At 65.9% G+C, this 21,237-nt stretch carries 9 protein-coding genes; 6 read left to right on the top strand and 3 right to left on the bottom strand.

The features are described from left to right. The first annotated feature begins 178 nt into the window (after positions 1-178). Positions 179-1,162 (top strand): ROK family protein, encoded by a 984-nt coding sequence (locus ACYOEI_RS32940; RefSeq protein WP_462854216.1) that lies wholly within the window; start codon positions 179-181, stop codon positions 1,160-1,162. 81 nt (positions 1,163-1,243) lie between these two features. Here ACYOEI_RS32940 and ACYOEI_RS32935 read toward each other — a convergent pair whose 3' ends face one another. Further along, complete coding sequence (locus ACYOEI_RS32935) at positions 1,244-1,879, bottom strand: YdcF family protein (RefSeq protein ID WP_462854215.1); 636 nt, start codon at positions 1,877-1,879, stop codon at positions 1,244-1,246. A gap of 852 nt (positions 1,880-2,731) precedes the next feature. Between ACYOEI_RS32935 and ACYOEI_RS32930 the strand changes: the two genes are divergently transcribed. Beyond that, positions 2,732-2,974, top strand: a complete 243-nt coding sequence (locus ACYOEI_RS32930; RefSeq protein WP_462854214.1) for a hypothetical protein — start codon at positions 2,732-2,734, stop codon at positions 2,972-2,974. 98 nt (positions 2,975-3,072) lie between these two features. Here the strand turns inward: ACYOEI_RS32930 and ACYOEI_RS32925 are convergent, their stop codons facing one another. Further along, positions 3,073-4,140 carry a hypothetical protein gene (locus ACYOEI_RS32925; protein ID WP_462854213.1) on the bottom strand — a complete coding sequence of 356 codons (1,068 nt, stop codon included), beginning with the start codon at positions 4,138-4,140 and terminating at the stop codon, positions 3,073-3,075. 127 nt (positions 4,141-4,267) lie between these two features. Here ACYOEI_RS32925 and ACYOEI_RS32920 point away from each other — a divergent pair, with 127 nt between their 5' ends. The 3 genes from ACYOEI_RS32920 (at position 4,268) to ACYOEI_RS32910 (ending at position 17,531) form a co-directional block, all read left to right on the top strand. Continuing rightward, on the top strand, positions 4,268-5,704 hold the full coding sequence (locus tag ACYOEI_RS32920; RefSeq protein ID WP_462854211.1) for a DUF1501 domain-containing protein: 1,437 nt from the start codon (positions 4,268-4,270) through the stop codon (positions 5,702-5,704). A 15-nt stretch (positions 5,705-5,719) separates the two neighbouring features. After that, the gene (locus ACYOEI_RS32915; RefSeq protein ID WP_462854209.1) at positions 5,720-7,939 is read left to right on the top strand and encodes a DUF1549 and DUF1553 domain-containing protein; all 2,220 of its coding nucleotides are present in this window, start codon (positions 5,720-5,722) and stop codon (positions 7,937-7,939) included. A 667-nt stretch (positions 7,940-8,606) separates the two neighbouring features. Continuing rightward, complete coding sequence (locus tag ACYOEI_RS32910; RefSeq protein WP_462854208.1) at positions 8,607-17,531, top strand: glycoside hydrolase family 94 protein; 8,925 nt, start codon at positions 8,607-8,609, stop codon at positions 17,529-17,531. Positions 17,532-17,769: 238 nt separating this feature from the next. Here the strand turns inward: ACYOEI_RS32910 and ACYOEI_RS32905 are convergent, their stop codons facing one another. Continuing rightward, on the bottom strand, positions 17,770-17,973 hold the full coding sequence (locus tag ACYOEI_RS32905) for a hypothetical protein (protein ID WP_462854206.1): 204 nt from the start codon (positions 17,971-17,973) through the stop codon (positions 17,770-17,772). A gap of 1,271 nt (positions 17,974-19,244) precedes the next feature. On the opposite strand from ACYOEI_RS32905, the gene ACYOEI_RS32900 reads away from it, so the two are divergent. After that, on the top strand, positions 19,245-21,137 hold the full coding sequence (locus tag ACYOEI_RS32900; protein WP_462854204.1) for an ABC transporter ATP-binding protein: 1,893 nt from the start codon (positions 19,245-19,247) through the stop codon (positions 21,135-21,137). The last annotated feature ends 100 nt before the right edge of the window (positions 21,138-21,237 follow it).

Here is a 21,237-nt window from a genome sequence, read left to right as displayed (position 1 = left end):
AAAATGATCCGTGTTTCATCCGTGTTCAATCCGTGGCTAAAAACCATCAAAAACAACCCTTCTCGCTGAGTTCCGGCCCTTGGTATCATCGCGGCCTCGCCCGCCCTGTAGGGGCGGACAACCGGCATTCGGGGCCGCCGAAAGGCCCGCTCTCCCAGGCCCGACCGCGACCACGACCATGTCCGCACCACTGCTCCTCGGGATCGAATTCGGCGGAACCAAGCTCCAGCTCGGGCTCGGCCGTGGGGATGGCCAAATCCTCTCGCTCGAGCGTAGGTTCATCGAGCCTGCCCGGGGGGCGGAGGGGATCCTGGCCCAGGTCAAGGAAGCCTTCGGGCCGCTCCTCTCCCGAATCGGGGCCGACGGCGAGGGCGTCGTCGCCGCGGGGATCGGCTTCGGGGGGCCGGTCGACACGGACCGAGGGAGCGTCATCAAGTCGCACCAGGTCGAGGGGTGGGACGGATTCCCGCTGGCCGACTGGGTACGCTGGGAGTTAAGGATCTCGCAAGTCTCCGTGCAGAACGACGCCGATACGGCCGGCCTCGGCGAGGCTCGCTTCGGCGCGGGCGTCGGGTTTTCGCCGGTCCTCTACGCGACGATCGGCAGCGGGATCGGGGGGGGGCTCATCATCGACGGGCGGATCTATCGAGGCGCCGGGGCCGGAGCGATGGAGATCGGCCATCTTCGGATCCTGGACCCCTCGAACGTCGAAACCGGCCCGCAGACCTTGGAATCGATCGCCTCCGGGTGGGGAATCGCGGCGGCCGCCAAGCGCGTGGCCGGCAGTCAGACCCCTAAACCTCCCGAAGGCTGGACCGTGCTGGCGAGCGCGGGGGGCGACCCGTCCCGGATCACCGGCGCGATGGTCGCGGAAGCCGCCCGTCGTGGCGATCCGGAGTCGCTCGCGATCCTGCGCCGGGCGACGTCCTCGATTGCCGTCGCCTTGAATCACGCCGTGACCCTGGTCGCTCCTCGCCGAATCATCCTCGGCGGCGGCGTCTCCCTGATCGGCGACGAGCTCTGGTTCGACCCGATCCGGACCCAACTCGACCGCGAGATCTTCGCCCCCTTCCGCGGCTCGTACGACATCGTCGCGGCCGCCCTCGGGGAAGAGGTCGTCATCCACGGGGCCCTGGCCCTCGCGGCCGACGCGGCGTCTTGAGCCGTGCGTCGCCCGCGAGGGCGATTCTTTCGACGAGAACGCGAGCAGCCGTGCTCCGGAGGAGGGTTCGGATTGAACCCATCAGTACGAAATCCAATAATATAACGTCTTCAAGGTCTCATTGAAATAAACCAAGAGACTTTCATCCATCGTGTACCAGTTCGACTCGTTGAAATCGGGGTGATCGGCCGCGGCGGTGTGGATTTCGACCCCGGTACCGGCGAGCGTCTTCCGGAAGACCCAACCCGAACGCGCGGTGTGAAACGCCGTGGTGACGACGAGGATCTTGTGGACCGACGGGTGGGCGCGAACGTATGCGAGGGTCGCCTCCGCCTCTTCCCGAGTGCTGGTCGCAACCTCGGGGAAGGCGTAGATCGCCTTTTCGGGGACGCCTGCGCCGATCAAGATTTTCCGGGTGATCGCATTCTCGTCGTATTCGACCTGGCCGTGGGTCTTCGCCGTGGCCATGCAGATGACGGGGGCTAGCCCGCGTTTGTAGAGCTCGGCGGCCTTGAGCGCCCGATGGTCGGTCCCGCCGAGCAGGAGCACGATCACGTCGGCCGGGACGGGATCATCGACCCGGAACCAGCGGGCGTAGCCGACCAGGAGCGGCTTGTACGCCAAAGTGAGTACGAGGGCCAGCATTCCCAGCAATCCGATTTGGATCGCCCGCCGCTTCAGGCGGGTGACCCGAGGATTCGGGACGTCCGGGAGCATCGGACCGTCTGTGAGGCGATAAGGTTCAGGCAAGGGATACTCGCGACTCAAGGCCATCGTCAAGGAACGAGGCAACTCCGCCTCAATTCCTAGCAAAACCCTTCATGTCTTCGATGTAAGTCTGCAAAGGATACCGAGCAATCTTTTTAAAGTCCGCGTACTTGGACTCCAACATCTCGGGATCCAGGCACCTTTGGATTGTGCCCCAGAGACTAATGCCCACAAAACTCACACAAATGCCCCAAACAAGGCAAGCCTTCTGCCTCAACTCGAGAATCGGGCGATCGGAATGAACCAAAACCTCAGCTCTTTCGTCTTGAGGGAATCCCAAGAGATTTCTCGATCGAGAGCTCAGGGGGGTCGTCCGTGGCGTACGCTCTCCCTAGAATTCCTCGACTTCGGGGCCAGGGTCACGAAGACTTACGGTCCGAGTAGGAACGCAGGATGATCGGACCGATTGAAAATCATGTGGACAGCACAAGCAATCGGCCCGGCAATTGCGATCCTACTCTCGACGTTATCTTCACTCCCATTTTTACCACCTTCGCGGTTCGAAGTCTCGCGGCTGGTCTTACGAGGTAATCCTTGGATCCAGAGGGCTTTCCGATTCTTTGAAACAACGCGAACCCGTCCGGTCTCCAGGTTCTCTATACGGTCGGGTCGAAATGAAGCATAATCAGTGCGGCTGGGAGATTGACCCTCCGGGGAGCTTGGACTTTTAAAAAGACGTCGAATTTTTCGAGGGATGAAACCAAACGGCAGATTTGAGCGTTTACACTAGAAGAGGAGTGGTCGGTTGGCCACACGATGGCCAGGGAATGGTCCTCCACACTCAAGCTCAAGGGGCTCGCCATGATGACGAAATTGGCCGATACCCAACTGTGGCAGCAGAACCTCGCTTCGCTGATCCGGTCGGGTTTGTTTTCGAGGGCCGAGACGGGCGAGTTGCACGGTCTTTATACAGTGGTCGGAATCTACGGCGACGAAACGAGTTCCGCTCCGCTCGCTAAGTACGGCGACGCACGACGTGCCTCTGACGCCGCGCACCTCGTCAATCAACTTGCGAAATCGACGCCTTCGGTTGAGTCCAACTGAGGGTAAGACCCCCGAGTTATCCATTCCAACCGACCCGGCCGCGATGAGCTATCAGGTTCACCGCGGCCGGGTCGTTTTTAGGTTTAAAGGACCGTTGTTCAGGTCGCGTGACGACGATTCGAGTGGATCCAGCCCACCTCCCAGGCCGTCCTCGGGTCGACCCGTAGCCTCGAGAGCGTCGATTCGCTGAGCCTCATGATGTCGCGTGAGCTGACGCTCTTGGCCGGGTATGACCCGAGGGGGACCCCGTACTTGTCGGATGCCCCGAACAGATGCATCAACTCGTGGACGATGGTCACCGGGTCGGTAAATGGGAACCCGACGAGCGGTTCCGGGAAGTTCGCCTCTCGGGCATAGCACACCGCCAGGCTCACCCCGCGAAGCTCGGTGCGGTCGAGGGGGATGGCCAGCGAGCGGCCTGCGCGTCGAGGGTGGAGCAGCCAGACGTGGACGTCGGCCTCGACCCTCGGGTTGATCCCCCCGAGCCATCGCACCGCGTCTCCAAAACCGAGCCGAGAGGCGGCTCGGCTCAGGTCGACCAGCGCCTTGGTCACGGCCCGGGCCTCCATCGGGGCGACACCGTCCCCCTCGGGGACGAACGTCATCTCGACGTCGTCGGACTCGTCCTCGTCGGTCTCGAAATAAGTCTCGGCCACGGCGATGTTGACGGGAGCCTCCCAACGGATGGCCTCCCGCTCGATCCAACGCCCCGCGCGAAGGGTTGCCGCCTGGGCTTCGGCGATCTCGACATCGGACCAGCGACAGCCGTCCCTGCCGAGAAAAACGGAGAGGATCGCGACCTTACCGAGGAGCGGGGGAGGGGCCACATCCCCGGTAGCCGGCATCCACTCGACTGTCTCCTCCCGCTCGATCGACCGGAATGAAGAGAACCGAGGATCCTGCTCATTCGGCTCCCCTCGAGTGCCCGAAATCGGGACCAGCTCGACCTCACCGTCGGCGGGCAGAGCCCCCGAAGGCATGATCGGCCCTGAGAAAGGTCGCAACGAGGAAAGGGCCAGGAACAGCTCGCCGGCGAAGCCGAATGCGACGAGGGCCGTCCAGAAGGCGATCGAGGGAACGCCGTCCTCCGCGATCGGCGTCAACGCTCCTTTCAAGAGCCCACCCACGACGACACCGCCAACCCAGGCACCGAGGCGAATGGACACGAGCCGCTTCTCCCGTGATTCCGAACGATTTCCGCGCGACGTTTCTCTCGAGGATATGGTAGCCTAACGGTCGACGGGCCCGGGACCCGAAGCGCCTTGTCTCCGAGGACGACGAGGGTGCAACGCGATGGCTGACCCTTCTCCCCACTTCCCCGTCGCCCGCTCGCGAAGGACCTTCCTCCGCGAGGCAGGAGGCGGTTTCGGCGCGTTGGCGTTCCACTGGCTCCAGGCCCAGGAGTCGCGGGCCCGGGCCGAGGCGGCCTCGGATAATCCGCATGCCCCTCGGCCTCCCCATTTCCCGCCCAAAGCCCAGCGTGTCATCTTCCTGTTCATGCACGGGGGCCCCAGCCACCTCGAGACCTTCGACCCCAAGCCGGATCTCCAGCGACTCGCCGGCCAGCCGCTCCCGCCGAGCTTCGGGATGGTCGCCACGAGGCGAAAGGTCGCCACCAACCCGCTCCTCGCCACCCGTCGGACTTTCGCGCGTTGCGGCGATTCCGGGATCGCGATCTCGGACTTCTTCCCCCACATCCGCCGTTGCGCCGACGACCTCGCGGTCGTTCGCTCGTGCTGGGCGGACAGCGTGAACCACCCGCAAGCGGTCTACCAGATCAACACCGGCTCGATCCTGATGGGCAAGCCGAGCCTGGGAAGTTGGACGAGCTACGGCCTGGGGACCGAGAACCAGGATCTGCCCGCATTCGTCGTCCTCCCCGACCCCGGCGGCGGGATCAAGGGCGGTCCTCCGGCCTACGGAGCGGGGTTCCTGCCCGCGAGCCACCAGGGGACCGTCGTGCGAGGGGGCGAGACCCCGATCCTCGACCTGCGGCCCCACGAGCGGACCACGGATCGCGAGCAACGCGACGTCCTCGACCTGGTCGGTCAGCTCAACGCCCATCACCTCGAGCGGGTCGGCGACGATCCCGAGCTCTCGGCGCGGATCCAGTCCTACGAGCTCGCCTACCGGATGCAGAGCGCCGCCCCCGACGCGGTCAACCTCTCCCAGGAGTCGGCGGAAACCAAGGCCCTTTACGGGTTCGACGACCGCCGCACGGCCGAATTCGGCACCCGCTGCCTCCTGGCTCGAAGACTCGTCGAGCGAGGAGTCCGGTTCGTCCAGCTCTATTCGGGCGACGTGGGCGGCTGGGACGCGCATGAGGACGTTGAGTCGAACCACGCCGCGATGTGCGCCCGGACCGACCGGCCGATCGCGGGACTCCTGACCGACCTCAAGCGTCGAGGGCTCTTCGACAGCACGCTCGTCGTCTGGGGGGGCGAGTTCGGCCGGATGCCGATGTCGGAGCAGGGGAAGGGACGCGACCACAACCCGCACGGCTTCTGCTACTGGTTCGCAGGCGCGGGGATCAAAGGCGGGACTGTCCACGGGGCCACCGACGCGGTCGGGCTCCGGGCGGAGGTCGACCGCGTCCACGTCCACGACCTGCACGCCACGATCCTCCACCTCCTCGGGCTGGACCACACCCGGCTCACCTTCCCGATCAACGGACGAGACGAACGCCTCACCGACACCGCGGGCAAGGTCGTCCGATCCATCCTGGCCTGACGGAGACGACCGGTCATGTCTCGTCGATTCCTCCGGACTTCCTCGACGATCGCCTTGACCCTCGTCCTCGTCGGAGGGTCCTTGCTCCCGTCGTCGAGAACCCGCGGCGAGGAGCCGGCCCGAGAGAAGGTAATCCGGCCCGAGGATCGGAATCACTGGGCCTTCCGGCCTCCCCGACGACCCGAGATCCCCGAAGTCCAGGATAAGGATTGGGTACGCAACCCGATCGACGCCTTCATCCTTGAGGCGTTCGAGGAGAACGGACTCCGACCCGCGAGTGAAGCAAGCCGAACGAGCCTTCTCCGTCGGCTCAGTTTCGACCTCACAGGTCTTCCCCCGTCCCCCGAGGAGGTCGCCTCGTTCCTTGCGGACGACGCCCCCGAGGATATTGCCTACGGCCGGCTCGTTGATCGCCTGCTCGCCAGCCCGAGGTACGGCGAGCGCTGGGCCCAGCACTGGCTCGACCTCGCGCGCTATGCGGACACCGACGGATTCGAGTTCGACCAGGTCCGCGAGAACGCCTGGCGTTATCGCGACTGGGTCGTCCAGGCCCTCAATCGCGACCTCCCGTACGACGTCTTCGTCCGCCAGCAACTCGCGGGCGACGAGACCGACCCCGACGACCCCTCCGCATTCATTGCGACCGGCTTCAATCGCTGCTATCCCGACATGGTCGACCTCAACGACCAGGCGTTGAGGCGGCAGAACGCCCTCAACGACATCACCGAGACGGCCTCATTGACCTTCCTCGGCCTCACGATGGGCTGCGCCCGTTGCCACGACCACAAGTTCGACCCGATCCGCCAGAGCGATTTCTACCGGCTCCAGGCCTTCTTCAGCCCTTCTCGGTTTCGCGACGACTACCCCGTTGTCGACTCCGAGGAACACGCCGAAGCCGAGCGGGTCTCGCAGGCCGGCGAACGTGACCGGCTCGCCGTCCAGCGGGCACTCATACGGATCGAGTCCTCCGTGCGGCGGATCCTCGCCCCCGGTACCCCTGCTGGGATCAGTGATGACGCGGCGTCGGCCTTCCAGAAGTCGGAAGGGGACAGGACTCCGACGGAGGTTCGACTGGTCTACGACGCACTCGCCGCAGATCGTCGGATCTCTTCAGCCACCTGGGAGGCGGTCCTCGACCCGACGACCGCCGCGATCCGGCGAGTCCTCCTGGCGAGGCAGTCCCGGCTGGTCCGCAAGGCTATTGTCCCACCGCCGACGGCCCGAGGGATTGACGAGACGACCGCCAATCCCCCGCCGACGTTCGTCCTGCGTCGAGGGGAGCTGACCTTGAAGGGCCCCGAGGCCCCCCCGGCCTTCCCGCTCGTCCTCAGCAGTTCGGAGCCCGAAGCCCTGACCCGCGTCTCGCCGTCGTCGCGGACGAGCGGCCGGCGGACGGCTCTGGCAGGTTGGCTGGTCCGGCCCGACCACCCTTTGACCGCCCGTGTCATCGTCAATCGGCTCTGGCAACACCACTTCGGCCGGGGGATCGTCGCCACCCCGAGCGACTTCGGCACGATGGGCGCCGAGCCGACCCACCCCGAGCTCCTCGACTGGCTGGCCCTGGAGCTGGCCGACCGCGGCTGGAGCTTGAAGACGCTCCACCGGCTGATGGTCACGAGCGCGACCTATCGCCAATCGTCGCGGACCAACTCGGGCTCGCGGGCTGCCGACCCGGAAAACTCTCTCCTCTGGCGGTTCGCCCCAAGGCGGCTCGACGGCGAGGCCATCCGTGACGCGTTGCTCGCCGCCTCGGGCCAACTCAACGGCACGATGGGTGGGCCCCCGGTCTTCCCCCAACTCCCGGCCGAGCTCACCAAGCTGAGTAGCAAGGGGGCGATCTGGCCGGTCTCGAGGAACGCCGCCGACCGCGATCGACGAAGCCTCTATGTCTTCGTGAGGCGGAACCTCCGCTTCCCGTTCTTCGAGGCCTTCGATCGCCCCGACACCAACGCAAGCTGCCCCCAGCGCCCGGTCACGACCATCGCCCCGCAGGCCCTCACGCTCCTCAACGGCGAGCTCGCCGCCCAGGCGGCCCATGCGCTCGCCCGCCGGGTCAACTCCGAAGCCGGCCCCGACGTCGACTCTCAGGTCCGGACCGCCTTCATCGTATCCCTGGGCCGACCGCCCGACGAAGCCGAACGGGCGCTCGCCCGCGAGTTCCTCGGGCACGATCACTCCACAGAGCATTTCCTCCTCGCGATTATCAACTCTAACGAGTTTATCTATATCGATTAAAATTCACACTTCGTCTCCCTGGAAATCGTGAGCGTATCTGTCCCGAATCCCGGGTTTTCTCACAACCGGGTTTCTGACGCCGTCAACGCCGACGATCTCGGGGATATCGTCGCCGACTCCCCGAGAATCCCGGTTGGCTCATGAGGCGAGATTGGTGCCGAAGTCATCCCGTAGGGTGGGCATCGCCCACCTGTCTTTCCCAGTGGCGATCGAGGGTAGGAAAGTCATCGACGCACCCCGCCCGCATTTCGATGGCTGGTGACGTCGACCGGGCCTGCCGGAATGCTGGTGGGCAATGCCCTCCCTACATGGAGCTCAGCACCGATCTCGCGACATGAGCGACCCGGTTCCCAAGAAAAAACCCGGTTTCGAGTTAGACGCCCAGGCACCGGAATTGCCGGCGAAGAGGCGAGCCCGGAACACGGACGGGGCCGACGAACGCACCCCGCCTTGGTCGAAGGAGATCCACCGGACTACCCACTCCGCGCCGACATCCCGGCTGACCGCGACGACCAACCCTGGGTTGGGCGATTGGATCGACACTACATTCGCAATTCTTTATCATTAGGATTCGGCCGCGGGCGGGGCACACACCCTCGTGGCGGCCGACACGCGCGAGCGGGGCGCATCGGCCCCTCGCGAGTTCCTCGGGGAGAATGAGAACGGGATGAGTGTTTCTTTCGTCGAGCAAGCCCCTCCCGGCCCTTCCGAATCAGGGACGTTGGCCGACCTCCTTGTCGATCCCCTGGGCAAGGCCCCGATCCGCGCGGAACTCTTCGGTCAAGAACGGCTCGACGCCCACGCGAGGCTGCTGGCGTTGGCCTGCGCGCTGGAGCCCCCTCGTAAGCAGAGCAGCCCGCTCCTTGAGCGTTTCGAGGAGAACGGCCGCTCGCTGGCAAAGGCCCTCGCGCGAATTGCCGCCGGGGCAGGGGGTCATGAGGGACGGAGCATCGACGCCGAGTGGCTCGCCGACAACTATCACATCGTGGAGGAGGTTCTCCGCGAAGTGCGCCAGGACTTCCCCCAGGGATATGACCGAGAGCTGCCCAAGCTTTCCGGAGACCCGGTCCGGGGCTATCCTCGCGTCCTGGCGCTTGCGTTGGCCCTCGTCGCGCACACCGACAGCGAGCTCGACGAGACCAGGATTACCCGCTACGTCGAAGTCTACCAAGGGGTCACGCCGCTGACGATCGGCGAGCTCTGGGCGCTGCCGACAATGCTCCGGCTCCTCCTCATCGAGAACCTCAGGCGGCTCTCCGACGAGATGATCTGGGGATGGGACGAGTGGGCCCGCGCCGAGGACGCCGCCCGAGAAATCCTCGGGGGCGGTACGAACCGTCTGGAGCCCGGCCGTTCCCTCGTCCCGACGCCCCCGAGCGCCCCCACCGCCCCCTTCGGCGTCCGCCTCGTTCAGCTCCTTCGCGATCGAGGCCCCGCGGCGGCCGCTGCTCTCGAGCGCCTGGAAGAGCGGTTCCACGAACAAGGGGCCGAGGTCGATGACATCGTCCGTCGCGAGCATCGCCGACAGGCCGCGAATCAGATCTCGATCGGCAACTGCGTCATCAGCCTGCGCCTGCTCTCGGCGATGGACTGGAACGCCGCATTCGAGCGCATCAACCTCGTCGAGGTCGTCCTCCGCGACGATCCCGCCGGGATTTATACCCTCCAGGACTTCGCGACCCGCGACCGATATCGCAGGGCCGTCGAGACCATCGCCCGAAGGGCCGGCGCCGACGAATCCGAGGTGGCGCTCCGAGCCGTCGAGCTGGCCCGGGCTAACCTCGACGAGGGTACAGCCCGAAGCCACGTCGGCTACTACCTCGTCGACCACGGCCTGACCGAGCTCAAGCAGTCGTTCCCCCCCGCCGGGATCCGGTTGAAGGAAGCCCTCTCGAGGTGGTCCCTCGGCCACCCCTGGGCGGTCTACTCCGGCTCCATCCTCCTCCTCTTCGCAACGATCGTGACCCTGCTGGCACTACCGACCGCGGTGGGTCCCTGGTCGCTCGCGCTCGTCGTCCTCGCGTTGCTCCTGCCCGCAAGCGAGTTGGCGGTCGGAATCGTCAACCACGTGCTGACCCTCGTGATGCCGGCGAGGGTATTGCCGAAGCTCGAGTTCAAGGAAGGGATCCCGGCCGACTGCCCCACGTTCGTCGTGATGCCGAGCATGCTGATCCGTCCGCAGAGCGCGGAGTCCTTGCTCGAACGCCTCGAGATCCACTACCTCGCGAACCCCGACCCCCGGCTCCGGTTCGCCCTCCTGACCGACTTCGCGGACGCGGACGAGGAGCACACCGACGCGGACGAGGGCTACATCCGCGATGCGCTCGCCCGGTTACGCGTGCTCAACCAGAAGTACGCCCCGACGGGCCCCGACCTCTTCTTCCTCTTCCACCGGCGACGGATCTGGAACCCGATTCAGGGGTGCTGGATGGGCTGGGAGCGGAAGCGAGGCAAGCTTTCCGAGTTCAACCGCCTGATTCGAGGGGACCGGGAGACGAGCTATCACGTCCTGAGCGTCGAAGACCCGGCGGATATTCCGAAGGTCCGGTTCGTGATCACGCTCGACTCCGACACCCAGATGCCGCGCGACAGCGCACGAAGGCTGGTGGGGACGCTCGCCCACCCGCTCAACCTCCCGCGATTCGACCCGGCCCTGGGACGCGTGGTCGAAGGGCACGGTGTCTTGCAGCCGAGGGTCAGCTTCCACCTGACGGCGGCCACGCACTCACGGTTCGCGGCGGTCCTCGCGGCCTCGGGCGGGATCGACCCGTACTCGTCGGCCTCGTCCGACACTTACATGGACCTCTTCGGCGTTGGGAGCTTCACCGGCAAGGGGATTTACGAGGTCGATGCGTTCGAGGCGGCCACCGGGCACACATTCCCGGAGAACCGCATCCTCAGCCACGACCTGATCGAAGGGAACTACGCGCGTTGCGGGCTCGTGACCGACACCGAGCTCTTCGACGACTTCCCGGCCCGATACCACGCCTACGCCCGTCGTGAACACCGCTGGGTCCGGGGCGACTGGCAACTCCTCCCCTGGCTCGGCCGCCGGGTCCCCGCCCCCGAAGGCTCGCGAGCCAACCCACTGCCGCCGCTCGAACGCTGGAAGCTCTTCGACAACCTCCGGCGGAGCCTCGTCTCCCCGTCCTTGGTGCTCATGCTGACCCTGGGTTGGGCAGTCCTACCCGGCTCTCCCTGGCTCTGGACGGCGATCGCCCTGGCGGTGCCGGCACAGCCGCTCCTCCAGACGATCGTGGCGACCCTGGTGGGGTGCCTGCGTCGCGGGTCGTTCGCAGGCTTGCTCTGCTGGCGCGACTCCATCCCCGCGACGGCCGCCCAGGTCCTCCTGTCGATCACCTTCCTCGCCGACCAGGCCAGGATCGCGCTCGATGCGACCTTCCGGACACTGACCCGGTTGTTCGTGACCAAACGCGGCTTCCTCGAGTGGGAGACGGCCGCGTCGACCGAGCGCCGGCTCGGGACGGGGATCGCGAGCTTCGTCCTCAGCATGTGGCAAGCCCCGACCTTGGCGGTCGCGATCGCGGCGCTGGTCGCGTTGGCACGCCCCTCGGCCCTCGTGGCGGCGGGCCCGGTGCTGGCCTCCTGGTTCCTCTCGCCATTGGTCGCCTACTGGGTGAGCCGGCCCAAGGCCGTGGCCGAGTCGCCGCTTTCGGACGTCGAGCGCAACGAGCTCCGGCGGATCGCGCGACGGACCTGGCACTTCTTCGAGACCTTCGTCGGCGACGAGGACTGTTGGCTCCCCCCCGACAACTTCCAGGAGATCCCCGAACCTCGCGTCGCGCACCGGACCTCCCCCACGAACCAGGGGCTGCTCCTCCTCTCGACGCTGACGGCCCACGACCTCGGCTACATCGGCCTGCGGACCCTCGCCGACCGGCTCGAGAAGACGTTCGACACGTTCGACCGGATGGAGAAACACTGGGGACATTTCTATAACTGGTACGACACAAGGACTCTCGAACCTCTCCATCCGAAGTATATTTCGACCGTCGACAGCGGCAACCTGCTCGGTTGCCTCGTGGCGCTTCGGCAAGGGCTCCGGGAGAAGGCCGACGGCCCCCTTGTCGGACCCGAGATCGCGGCGGGGCTGGCCGATACCCTCGGGCTCGCCCTCGCGACGCTCCAGGGGACGAAACCCCCGACCATCGCCCACGCGTCGTCCTCGCTCCGCCTCCTCGAGGAAGAATTCCGCCAGGTTGGTCGACGCCTCGAGACGACCCCGGACGACCTGCTCGGCTGGGAAGAATGGCTGAAGTCACTCGATTGGGCCGCGGCCGGCCTGATCGGCCGACTGCGATCCTTCGGCGCCGAGTTGGGCGTCCCCCTTGGGGCTTCGTCCGCCCCTGGCCCGAAGCGTCGCGGAGACGGCTCCTCGACAGTCGAGGCGTCCGAGTCCGTCCACGAGCATTTCGATCCGTTCGCAGTCGCGCTCGAACGGGTCGAACACTGGACGCGACGTTTCATGTCCCAGATTCAGGACCGTCGCGCCGAGCTCGAGGCCCTGGCCCCCTGGCTCGCGGCCCTTCGCGATTGGCGAGACGGCCTGACCGTCGGCACCCACCCGGTCGGCCTCGGCGCATCCCTCTTCAAGCGGCTCCTCGACACGGGCGGCTTCGCCAGGCAAGGGGACTCGACCGAGCTCGATGATTGGCCCTCCGACGATCCCTCCCGGTCGGCTGTGACGGGCCTCGTGGAGGGGGTCCGGGACTCGATCGAGACCTCCTTGCGTTCCCGACTGCTCATCCTCGCCGACCGCGCCGACGCCCTCGCGGCCGGGATGGAATTCCGCCCTTTGTACAAGCCAGATCGGCACCTGTACGCGATCGGCTGCAACCTCGTTCAAGGGAAGCTCGACGGGGCCTGCTACGACCTGATCGCCTCGGAGTCGTGCCTGACGAGCTTCCTGACGATCGCCCGAGGCGACGCCCCCAGGCGTCACTGGTTCCAACTCGGTCGCCCGTACATCCGCGCCGCGGGAGAAATCGGACTCGTCTCCTGGGGCGGGACGATGTTCGAGTATCTGATGCCTCGGCTCATGCTGAAGAGCCTCCCCGGCACCCTGGTCGACGACGCGTGCCGAACCGCGGTCGCGCGGCAGATCGAGTACGGCCGGGAACTCGGCACCCCCTGGGGGATCTCCGAGTCGTCTTACAACGCCAAGACCGGCGACGGCGACTACCACTACCAGTCGTTCGGCGTCCCTGGGCTGGGCCTGAAGCGTGAGCTCGACAAAGACGCGGTCATCGCCCCGTACGCGACCGCGCTCGCCGTGATGGTCGCCCCCCACGAGGCCCTCGAGAACTTCCGACGCCTCGCCTCCGAAGGGGCCGAGGGCCTCTATGGATACTATGAGGCCGTCGACTACACGGCGACGCGAGTGCCCAAGGGCAAGCGAGCGGGGATCGTCCGCTCGTACATGGCTCACCACCAGGGGATGAGCCTGGTGGCGCTGGCCAACGCAGTCCTCGACGAGCCGATGCCCCGTAGGTTCCACGCCGACCCGATGGTGCGGGCCGTCGAGCTGCTGCTCCAGGAACGGATCCCGCGCGACGCACCGATCATCGAGCCGTCAGAAGCCACGACCGCCGCCACCGGACCGACGGAAGCCCGAGAAGGGATACCGCTGCTCAGCCGGCGTCTGACCTCGCCGAACACGCCGACGCCTCGCGCCCACCTCCTGTCGAACGGCCAGTACCACGTGATGGTCACCAACTCCGGCGCGGGATCGAGCCGATGTCGGGAGATCGACGTCACCCGCTGGCGCGAGGACGTCACCCGCGACAACGCCGGCCAGTTCTGCTACCTCCGAGACGTCGCCGGAGGTCCGGCCTGGTCCGCCGCCTACCAGCCGATCGGGAGGGCGGCCGAAGAATACGAGGTCACCTACGCCGCCGACAAGGCCGCGTTCCGGAGGGTCGACGGGACCCTCGAATCTCTCCTTGAGATCACCGTCTCTCCCGAGCGGCTCGCGGAAGTCCGACGCGTCACGATGACCAACCTCGGCAACAAGGCCAGGGTGGTCGAGGTCACCAGCTACGCCGAGGTCGTGCTCGGGGCCCGCGAAGGGGACCGCGCGCACCCGGCGTTCGGCAAGCTGTTCCTCGAGACCGAATGGGTTCCCCGCTCAGAAGCCCTGATCTGCCGGCGCCGGCCTCGAGCGTCGGAGCAACGGCCGGTGTGGGCCGTCCACGTCCTGGCCGTCGACGGGCCGACCGAAGGGGAAGTGCAGTTCGAAACCGACCGCGCCCAGTTCCTCGGCCGAGGGCGAACGCCCGCCGACCCGGCCGCCCTCGACTCGGGAGCCCAACTCTCGGGGACGGTCGGGCCGGTCCTCGACCCGGTCTTCAGCCTCCGGCGTCGGATCCGACTCGAGCCCGGCGAGGCGGCGAGCGTCGCCTTCACCACGGCCGTCGTCGAGTCGCGCGAGGAGGCCCTCACACTCGCCGACCAGTATCACGACGCGAGCGCCGTCGCCCGCGCGTTCGAGCTGGCCTGGGCCCACAGCCAGGTCGAACACGTCCAACGACACTGTTCCCCTGAAGACGCCCAGCTTTTCCAGCGCCTCGCTTCGCACATCATCTTCAACGGCCAGGCCCTCCGGGCCGCCCCCGGCGTCCTCGAGGCGAACCGAAAAGGGACCCAGGACCTCTGGCGCCACGGGATTTCGGGGGACTACCCGATCCTCCTGGTTCGGTTCGGCGACGACTCCGAGTTCGGCCTCGCCCGAGAGCTCCTCGCCGCCCACGCGTTCCTGAGTTCCAAGGGGCTCGACTTCGACCTCATCTTCCTCGACGAACAGCCGGCGACCTATCTGGACGCGCTCTCGCGCAGGCTCCACGAGCTGGTCCGCTCGAGCGAGTCACGCGAGGATCTGGACAAGCCCAAAGGCGTCTTCATCCGCAAGTCGGCGCAGATCTCCGAGGCGGATGCGATCCTGTTCCAGACCGCCGCCCGGGTCGTCCTCGACGCCTCACGAGGCCCCCTCACCACGCAGCTCGAGCGCATCGAACGGGTTCCGGCCCTGCCCGAGCCGTTCATCCGCACCCGCGAGCCGGTCGCGTTCCCGGTCGATCCAATGGCGGTCCCCGAGCTCCTTTTCGCGAACGGATTCGGCGGGTTCTCGACCGACGGACGCGAATACCTGGTCAACGTCCAGTCCCCCCCGAAACCCGAGATCCGGCGCAACGGCAAGCCCTATGTCGAGCCGGTCCCGTACCCGACCTTGCCGCCGGCCCCCTGGATCAACGTCATCTCGAACCCCGGATTCGGTTTCCTGGCGTCCGAGTCGGGGCTGGGTTACACCTGGTCAGGTAACAGCCAGGCGAACCGGCTCACCCCCTGGAACAACGACCCCGTCACCGACCCGCCCGGCGAGGTCGTTTACCTCCGCGACGAAGAGACCGGCGAAGTCTGGAGCCCGGCGCCACTCCCCGTCCCGTCGCACTCGCCGACGCTCGTCCGCCACGGTCAGGGCTACACCACATTCCAGCGCCGAGGGTTCGGGCTCGAGCACGAGCTGACCGTATTCGTCTCCCCCGACGACCCGGTGAAGTACGTCCTCCTCAAGCTCCGAAACCTCGGCGACAGCTCCCGAAGCCTCTCCGCCACGTATTACCTCGAGTGGGTCCTGGGGACGACCCGAGACCGCGAATCCGCGCACGTCGTGACCGAGCTCGACCCGGAGACCGGCGCGATCCTCGCGAGGAATGCCTTCCGCACCGACTTCCCGGACCGGCTCTCGTTCGTCGACGTCGACCTCCGCCCCCGGTCGTTGACGTGCGATCGGGGCGAGTTCCTCGGGCGGAACGGCTCCGTCGCCGCCCCCGCCGCGCTCGGCCGATCCGAACTCTCGGGACGAGTCGGCGCCGGGATGGACCCGTGCGCGGCCGTCCAGGCCAAGTTCGAACTGGCCCCGGGCGCGGAATCCGAGGTCCTCTTCGTCCTCGGCGAGGCAGATGGGCTCGAACACGCCCGCGATCTCCTCCGGCGACACCGGGCCCCGGCCGTCGCACGCCAAGCGCTCGACGCAACCAAGACACATTGGGATTCGCTCCTGACCACCGTGCAAGTCCGCACGCCCGACCCCGCGACCGACCTCCTCCTGAATCGTTGGCTCCTCTACCAGGTCCTGACATGCCGAGTCTGGGGACGCTCGGCCTTCTATCAATCCGGCGGCGCCTTCGGGTTCCGCGACCAACTCCAGGACGTCATGGCCCTGGTCCTCGCCGATCCGGGCGAGACGAAGGCGCAGATCCTCCGTGCCTCGGCCCGCCAATTCATGGAAGGGGACGTCCAGCACTGGTGGCATCCCCCGACAGGCCGAGGGATCCGGACCAAGATCTCGGACGACTTCCTCTGGCTCCCGTACGTGGTCGCCCACTACGTCGAGGCGACCGGCGATGCGTCGATTCTTGACGAACGCATCCCATTCCTGAAGGGCCGGCCGATCCCCTCGGGTCAGGACGACGACTACGGCTTGCCCGACATCTCCGACCAGGACGGCACCCTCTACGACCACTGCGCCCGGGCCCTCGCCCGGGGTGAACACGACGGGTCGCACGGCCTTCCGCTGATGGGCACAGGAGACTGGAACGACGGGATGAACCGCGTCGGATCCGGCGGGAAGGGCGAGAGCGTCTGGGTCGCCTGGTTCCAGATCGCCACCCTGAACCGGTTCGCGAACCTGGCCGAGTCCAGGGGCGACTCCGAGCGGGCTAGCCATTATCGTCAGCGCGCCGAAAACCTCCGCCTCGCCGTCGAAACCAACGCATGGGATGGCGCATGGTATCGGCGAGCCTACTTTGATGACGGGACGCCGCTCGGGTCGGCCGGTAACGACGAATGCCGAGTCGACTCGATCGCCCAGACCTGGGCGGTGATCTCAGGTGCAGCGGAACCGGAGCGAGCGGGACGAGCGATGGACGCGGTCTTCGAGCAACTCGTCCGCGTCGAGGATGGAGTGATCCTCCTCCTGACTCCTCCTTTCGACTCGGGCCGGCTCCACCCCGGTTACATCAAGGGGTATGTCCCGGGGATCCGCGAGAACGGCGGCCAGTACACCCACGCCGCAACCTGGGTCGTCCTCGCCGCGACGCAACTCGGCCTCGGGACGCGTGCATTCGAGCTCTTCGGACTCCTCAACCCGATCGCGCACGGCGGCACCCCCGAGGCGATCGCCCGCTACAAGGTCGAGCCTTACGTCATCGCGGGCGACGTCTACGGCCGCCCTCCCCACACGGGGCGAGGCGGCTGGACGTGGTACACCGGCTCCGCGGCCTGGCTCTATCGAGTCGGCCTCGAGTCGATCCTCGGCGTCCGCAAGAGGGGCAACACCTTAGTGGTCGACCCGTGCATCCCCGCCGACTGGCCTCGGTTCGAGGTCACGTACCGACACGGCAGCTCGAGCTACCGCATCGTCGTCGAGAACCCCGAAGGCCTCGAGCGCGGCGTCGCCCTCGTCGAAGTCGACGGCCAGCCGTCGCTCGACAGCGGAATCCCGCTCAACGACGACGCGGCAAACCACGAAGTCCGCGTAGTCCTCGGGCGTCCGGACGCCGCGGCCGGTTAATCCGGTCCGTCGGCGTCCGATCCGAAGGCCATTTGGAACGACGATTTAATCGTTTTTGATATCTTATCCAACAAAACGAGCTTGTCGGCGGCCGAAGGGAGTCATGAAGTGAGGGGTCGGGCGATCTCGAGGTGTCCGTCCCCGCAGGGGAGAGGAGGGGTGCGGGGGATTGCTCGAGACCTGGAGCATGACGTGAGAGGGTCGAGACGTCGAGCTACCGCGAAAAGAAATGTGGACATCAACGCTTTCTCAGCAGGCCACGCATCTGGAGATGGCTGACCGGCAGCGTCGCTTCCTTGAGCCTTCGCGTTAGCTTGGTCTCGACCAAATGAGCAGGACTGAGACCCGACCGGTCGTCGACGACAAGCGTCTCATCCGCGGGGGCCGGGGTCGAGAGGCCGCCCAAGTCCAGGCGGCCCGCGACGCGGCTGCCATGATCCAAACCTGCCTTCGTGTCCGTCGACAAGAGTGTATGGGGCGAAGAATTCGTCACAAATTCGCTATTCATCATCGACCTTCCCTTTTTCCAGATAGGCGACTTGTATCCCACAAGCCGCCGAGGAATTGTGCAAACGTCGTGCCTTAATGCACGACCGACACGCACCGCCACAATTTTCCCAATTCTCATACAAAGTTTGTACAGCCCTCGCGATGGAGGGGCACACTCATTGGCTTGAGAAAGCCGCGAGTGACTTCGTAAATGAGCGGAGAATGGCGACTCCAAATCTGCGCGAAGGCGTCGAGGCTCGGGGACCGAGCTCTCGGGGAAATGCGTATGTCTAGTCACGTTACGCGATTCACGGCTCGGAACGCTAATGAATTTTCCATGAACAGGATCCCGTCGAGTTCGACCAAGAGCCCCGTTGTCCAGGTTCGGCCTTGTGCCACCTTGAGTTCTCGATCTCTAGAAAAGCCGGGAAAAATGGGAAGTTCTTGGCACCCACCGAGAAATGTCCTCGTTTGTACATTCGATACTTTTCTAGGCCGAGAACTGCAATCGAGAAGGAATCCCGAGCGAGAGAGTTCGCCTCGAGCGACTAGGTACGCTCGAGTAAGACCTCCTGGCAACTTACGTAAGGAGCACAGAAACGCCTTCGAGGTTCACCTCCGTGGGACTCGGTCCACATCGAAGCGTGAGGGTGATTAGAGCACCGAAAGCCATGAAAAAGTCGAGCGGACGAAATTGCTTCCCTCGTCTTCAGCCAATTCGTCGTACATAAAAAAGGATCCCCGACACCGACGCAACGGATCCTATCACGCACCGTTGGGGATTCCGGGATGGATTAATGAAAAACATATTTTTTACACCCCAAGAGAGAGGCGGCCGTTGCCTATAAAGCGGGCATCGCCGTCGAGGTGGTCTTGCCTAAAGCCGTGAGACCGCTACGATTCTCGCGACGCTCGCATCTCCCGGACCTCGATCGTTCGGCGAGATCTCCCCTTGGATCTAGGCGGTCCTCGTCTCGGACTGGCTGGAGCGACCGCGGCCTTGGGCCGCGATCAAATCGCCCGGCATCACCCTTGCAAATCCACGAGAAGACTTGAAGTCGGGGACGTTCCCGACCTTGCGGGCACCCGACGACGATGCCCCTCTCGTCCCTTCGACCCATTGCAATAGGCCGAGGAACTCCCCCATCTCGGCCACGAAGCCAAGTCCTTGATTTTTGGTTGCAGATATTCACCTCCGTTCACTCGACTCGACAAGGTGCCGAAATGGTCCAGCGACAGGACACGCCGCGGAACGGATTCTGGCGTGAATTCCGGAACATCGTGGAGCGCGGCCTGCAGGTCTGGAAACTGGTCCCTTGGCGGCAGAGGTTCGCGCTCGCGGGGGCGGTCGTGGTCATGAGCACCACGAGCGCCGCGTGGACGGCGATCCCGCTGTTGCTCGGTGCTCTCGTCAACGCGGTGAACGAGCAGTCGAAACAGGGACTGGGCGAAGCCGCCGTGATGAAGACGGCGGTCTTCTATCTCACTCTGATCGGCGTGGCCTACCTCGTCCGCGAAGGGATGAACGTCCTCAGGCGCTACCTGGTCGAGAGCACCTGCACGCGGATCGACCGTGACATGTGCGTCCGGCTCCTCTCTCACTTGATGACGGTCGACCTCGCGACCCTCTCGCGCGACCAGGTCGGGGCCCTCCAGGGGCGGATCACCCGGAGCGTCGAGGGATTCGTGCGATTCCTCCGGATCAGCTTCCTCGACTTCTTCCCCGCGATCCTCACGGGGACGTTCGCGCTCACGGCCGCGCTCTCGAAGCAGCCGAAGATCGCGCTCGCGATGGCCGGGGTGATCCCGATCTCCGTCGCGCTGACCATGTGGCAGCTCCTGACCCAGAAGGGGATCCGTCTCGGCTTGTTGCGGACCCGCGAAGAGATGGACGGCACGGTCGTCGAGCAATTGGGAGGAATCGACTACATCCGGGCCGCGAACACCCACCAGGCCGAGATCGCCCGCGTCGAGCGCACGGCGGAACGGAAACGATCGAAAGAGCTCCGCCACCACTTCGAGATGTCGCTCTTCGGATGCGGCAAGGCGCTCAACGAAGGGTTCTTCCACCTCCTCGTCATCGCCTTCGCCATCTCCCTGTTTATCCACGGGGGGATCCAGAACGGCGACATCCTGCTCTTCTCGGCCCTCTTCCTCAACGTCATGGCGCCCTTGAATGAGATCCACCGGTTCATCGACGAGGCGCACGAGAGCAGCCTGCGGGTCGGCGACCTTGTCGAGATCCTGTCGCAACCGTCGGATCGCTCCTTCCAGCCGACCAACCCCGGCGTCCCGACGCTCGGCCAGGACACGCCCCTCTTCGCGTGCGACGGGCTCCAGGTCGACTACCACACGGCCGACGGACGCCCGAGACGGGCCCTCAACGGGGTCTCCTTGTCGATCCGTCACGGCGAAACCATCGGGGTGGCGGGCCGGTCCGGCTGCGGCAAGTCGACCTGGCTTCGGGTCATGATGCGGCTGACCCACCCGAGCGCCGGGACGGCCTCGATCGGCGGCGTCCCGCTGGAGTCGGTCACGCGTGAATCTATCGGGACGTTGATCGGATACGTCGGCCAGAATCCGTTCGTCTTCTCGGGCAGCCTCACGGAGAACATCGCCTACGGGAATGAGGGGGCCACCCCGGAACAGATTCGGCAGGCCGCGAAGCGGGCCTGCTTGCACGACGAGATCATGGCCATGCCCGGCGGCTACGACGCCCGGATCTCGGAACGCGGGCAGAACCTGTCCGGCGGACAGCGACAGCGGCTCGCCCTGGCCCGGGTCTTCCTCAAGAACCCGCCGATCCTGATCCTCGACGAGGGGACTTCGGCCCTGGACAACATCAGCGAGCGCCGGGTCCAGCAGGCGATCAACGCCGCCCGCCAGGACCGCACGGTCATCCTCGTGGCGCACCGCCTCACGACCTTGCTCGACTCCGACCGGATCTTCGTCTTCGATGAGGGCCGCGTCGTGGAGACCGGGACGTACGGCGAGCTCGTCGACCGCCGCGGTGTCTTCACCGAGCTTGTTCGCTCGGCCACCGACGGCATCCTCGGCAGCGTCGGCGAAGACATCGCCGAAGAGATTGTGCAGGAGGAGTTGAAGATGACCGCCTGAGCGGGTACGCCCGGCGACGATTTTTAGGCCGAAAGGGCCCGCCACGACTCTTCGGATGGATTCCCTTCGCCTGGGGATCGCACCCGAAGGGTCGCGCGGG

This window comes from Singulisphaera rosea, assembly GCF_054877945.1.
This window is presented reverse-complemented; position numbering and strand designations above follow the sequence as displayed.

Excerpts from the sequence above, each read along its gene's own strand:
- ACYOEI_RS32930 (WP_462854214.1), top strand. The coding sequence starts at position 2,732 with ATGATGACGAAATTGGCCGATACCCAACTGTGGCAGCAGAACCTCGCT.
- ACYOEI_RS32910 (WP_462854208.1), top strand. The coding sequence starts at position 8,607 with ATGAGTGTTTCTTTCGTCGAGCAAGCCCCTCCCGGCCCTTCCGAATCA.
- ACYOEI_RS32900 (WP_462854204.1), top strand. The coding sequence starts at position 19,245 with ATGGTCCAGCGACAGGACACGCCGCGGAACGGATTCTGGCGTGAATTC.
- ACYOEI_RS32915 (WP_462854209.1), top strand. The coding sequence starts at position 5,720 with ATGTCTCGTCGATTCCTCCGGACTTCCTCGACGATCGCCTTGACCCTC.
- ACYOEI_RS32920 (WP_462854211.1), top strand. The coding sequence starts at position 4,268 with ATGGCTGACCCTTCTCCCCACTTCCCCGTCGCCCGCTCGCGAAGGACC.
- ACYOEI_RS32935 (WP_462854215.1), bottom strand. The coding sequence starts at position 1,879 with ATGCTCCCGGACGTCCCGAATCCTCGGGTCACCCGCCTGAAGCGGCGG.
- ACYOEI_RS32940 (WP_462854216.1), top strand. The coding sequence starts at position 179 with ATGTCCGCACCACTGCTCCTCGGGATCGAATTCGGCGGAACCAAGCTC.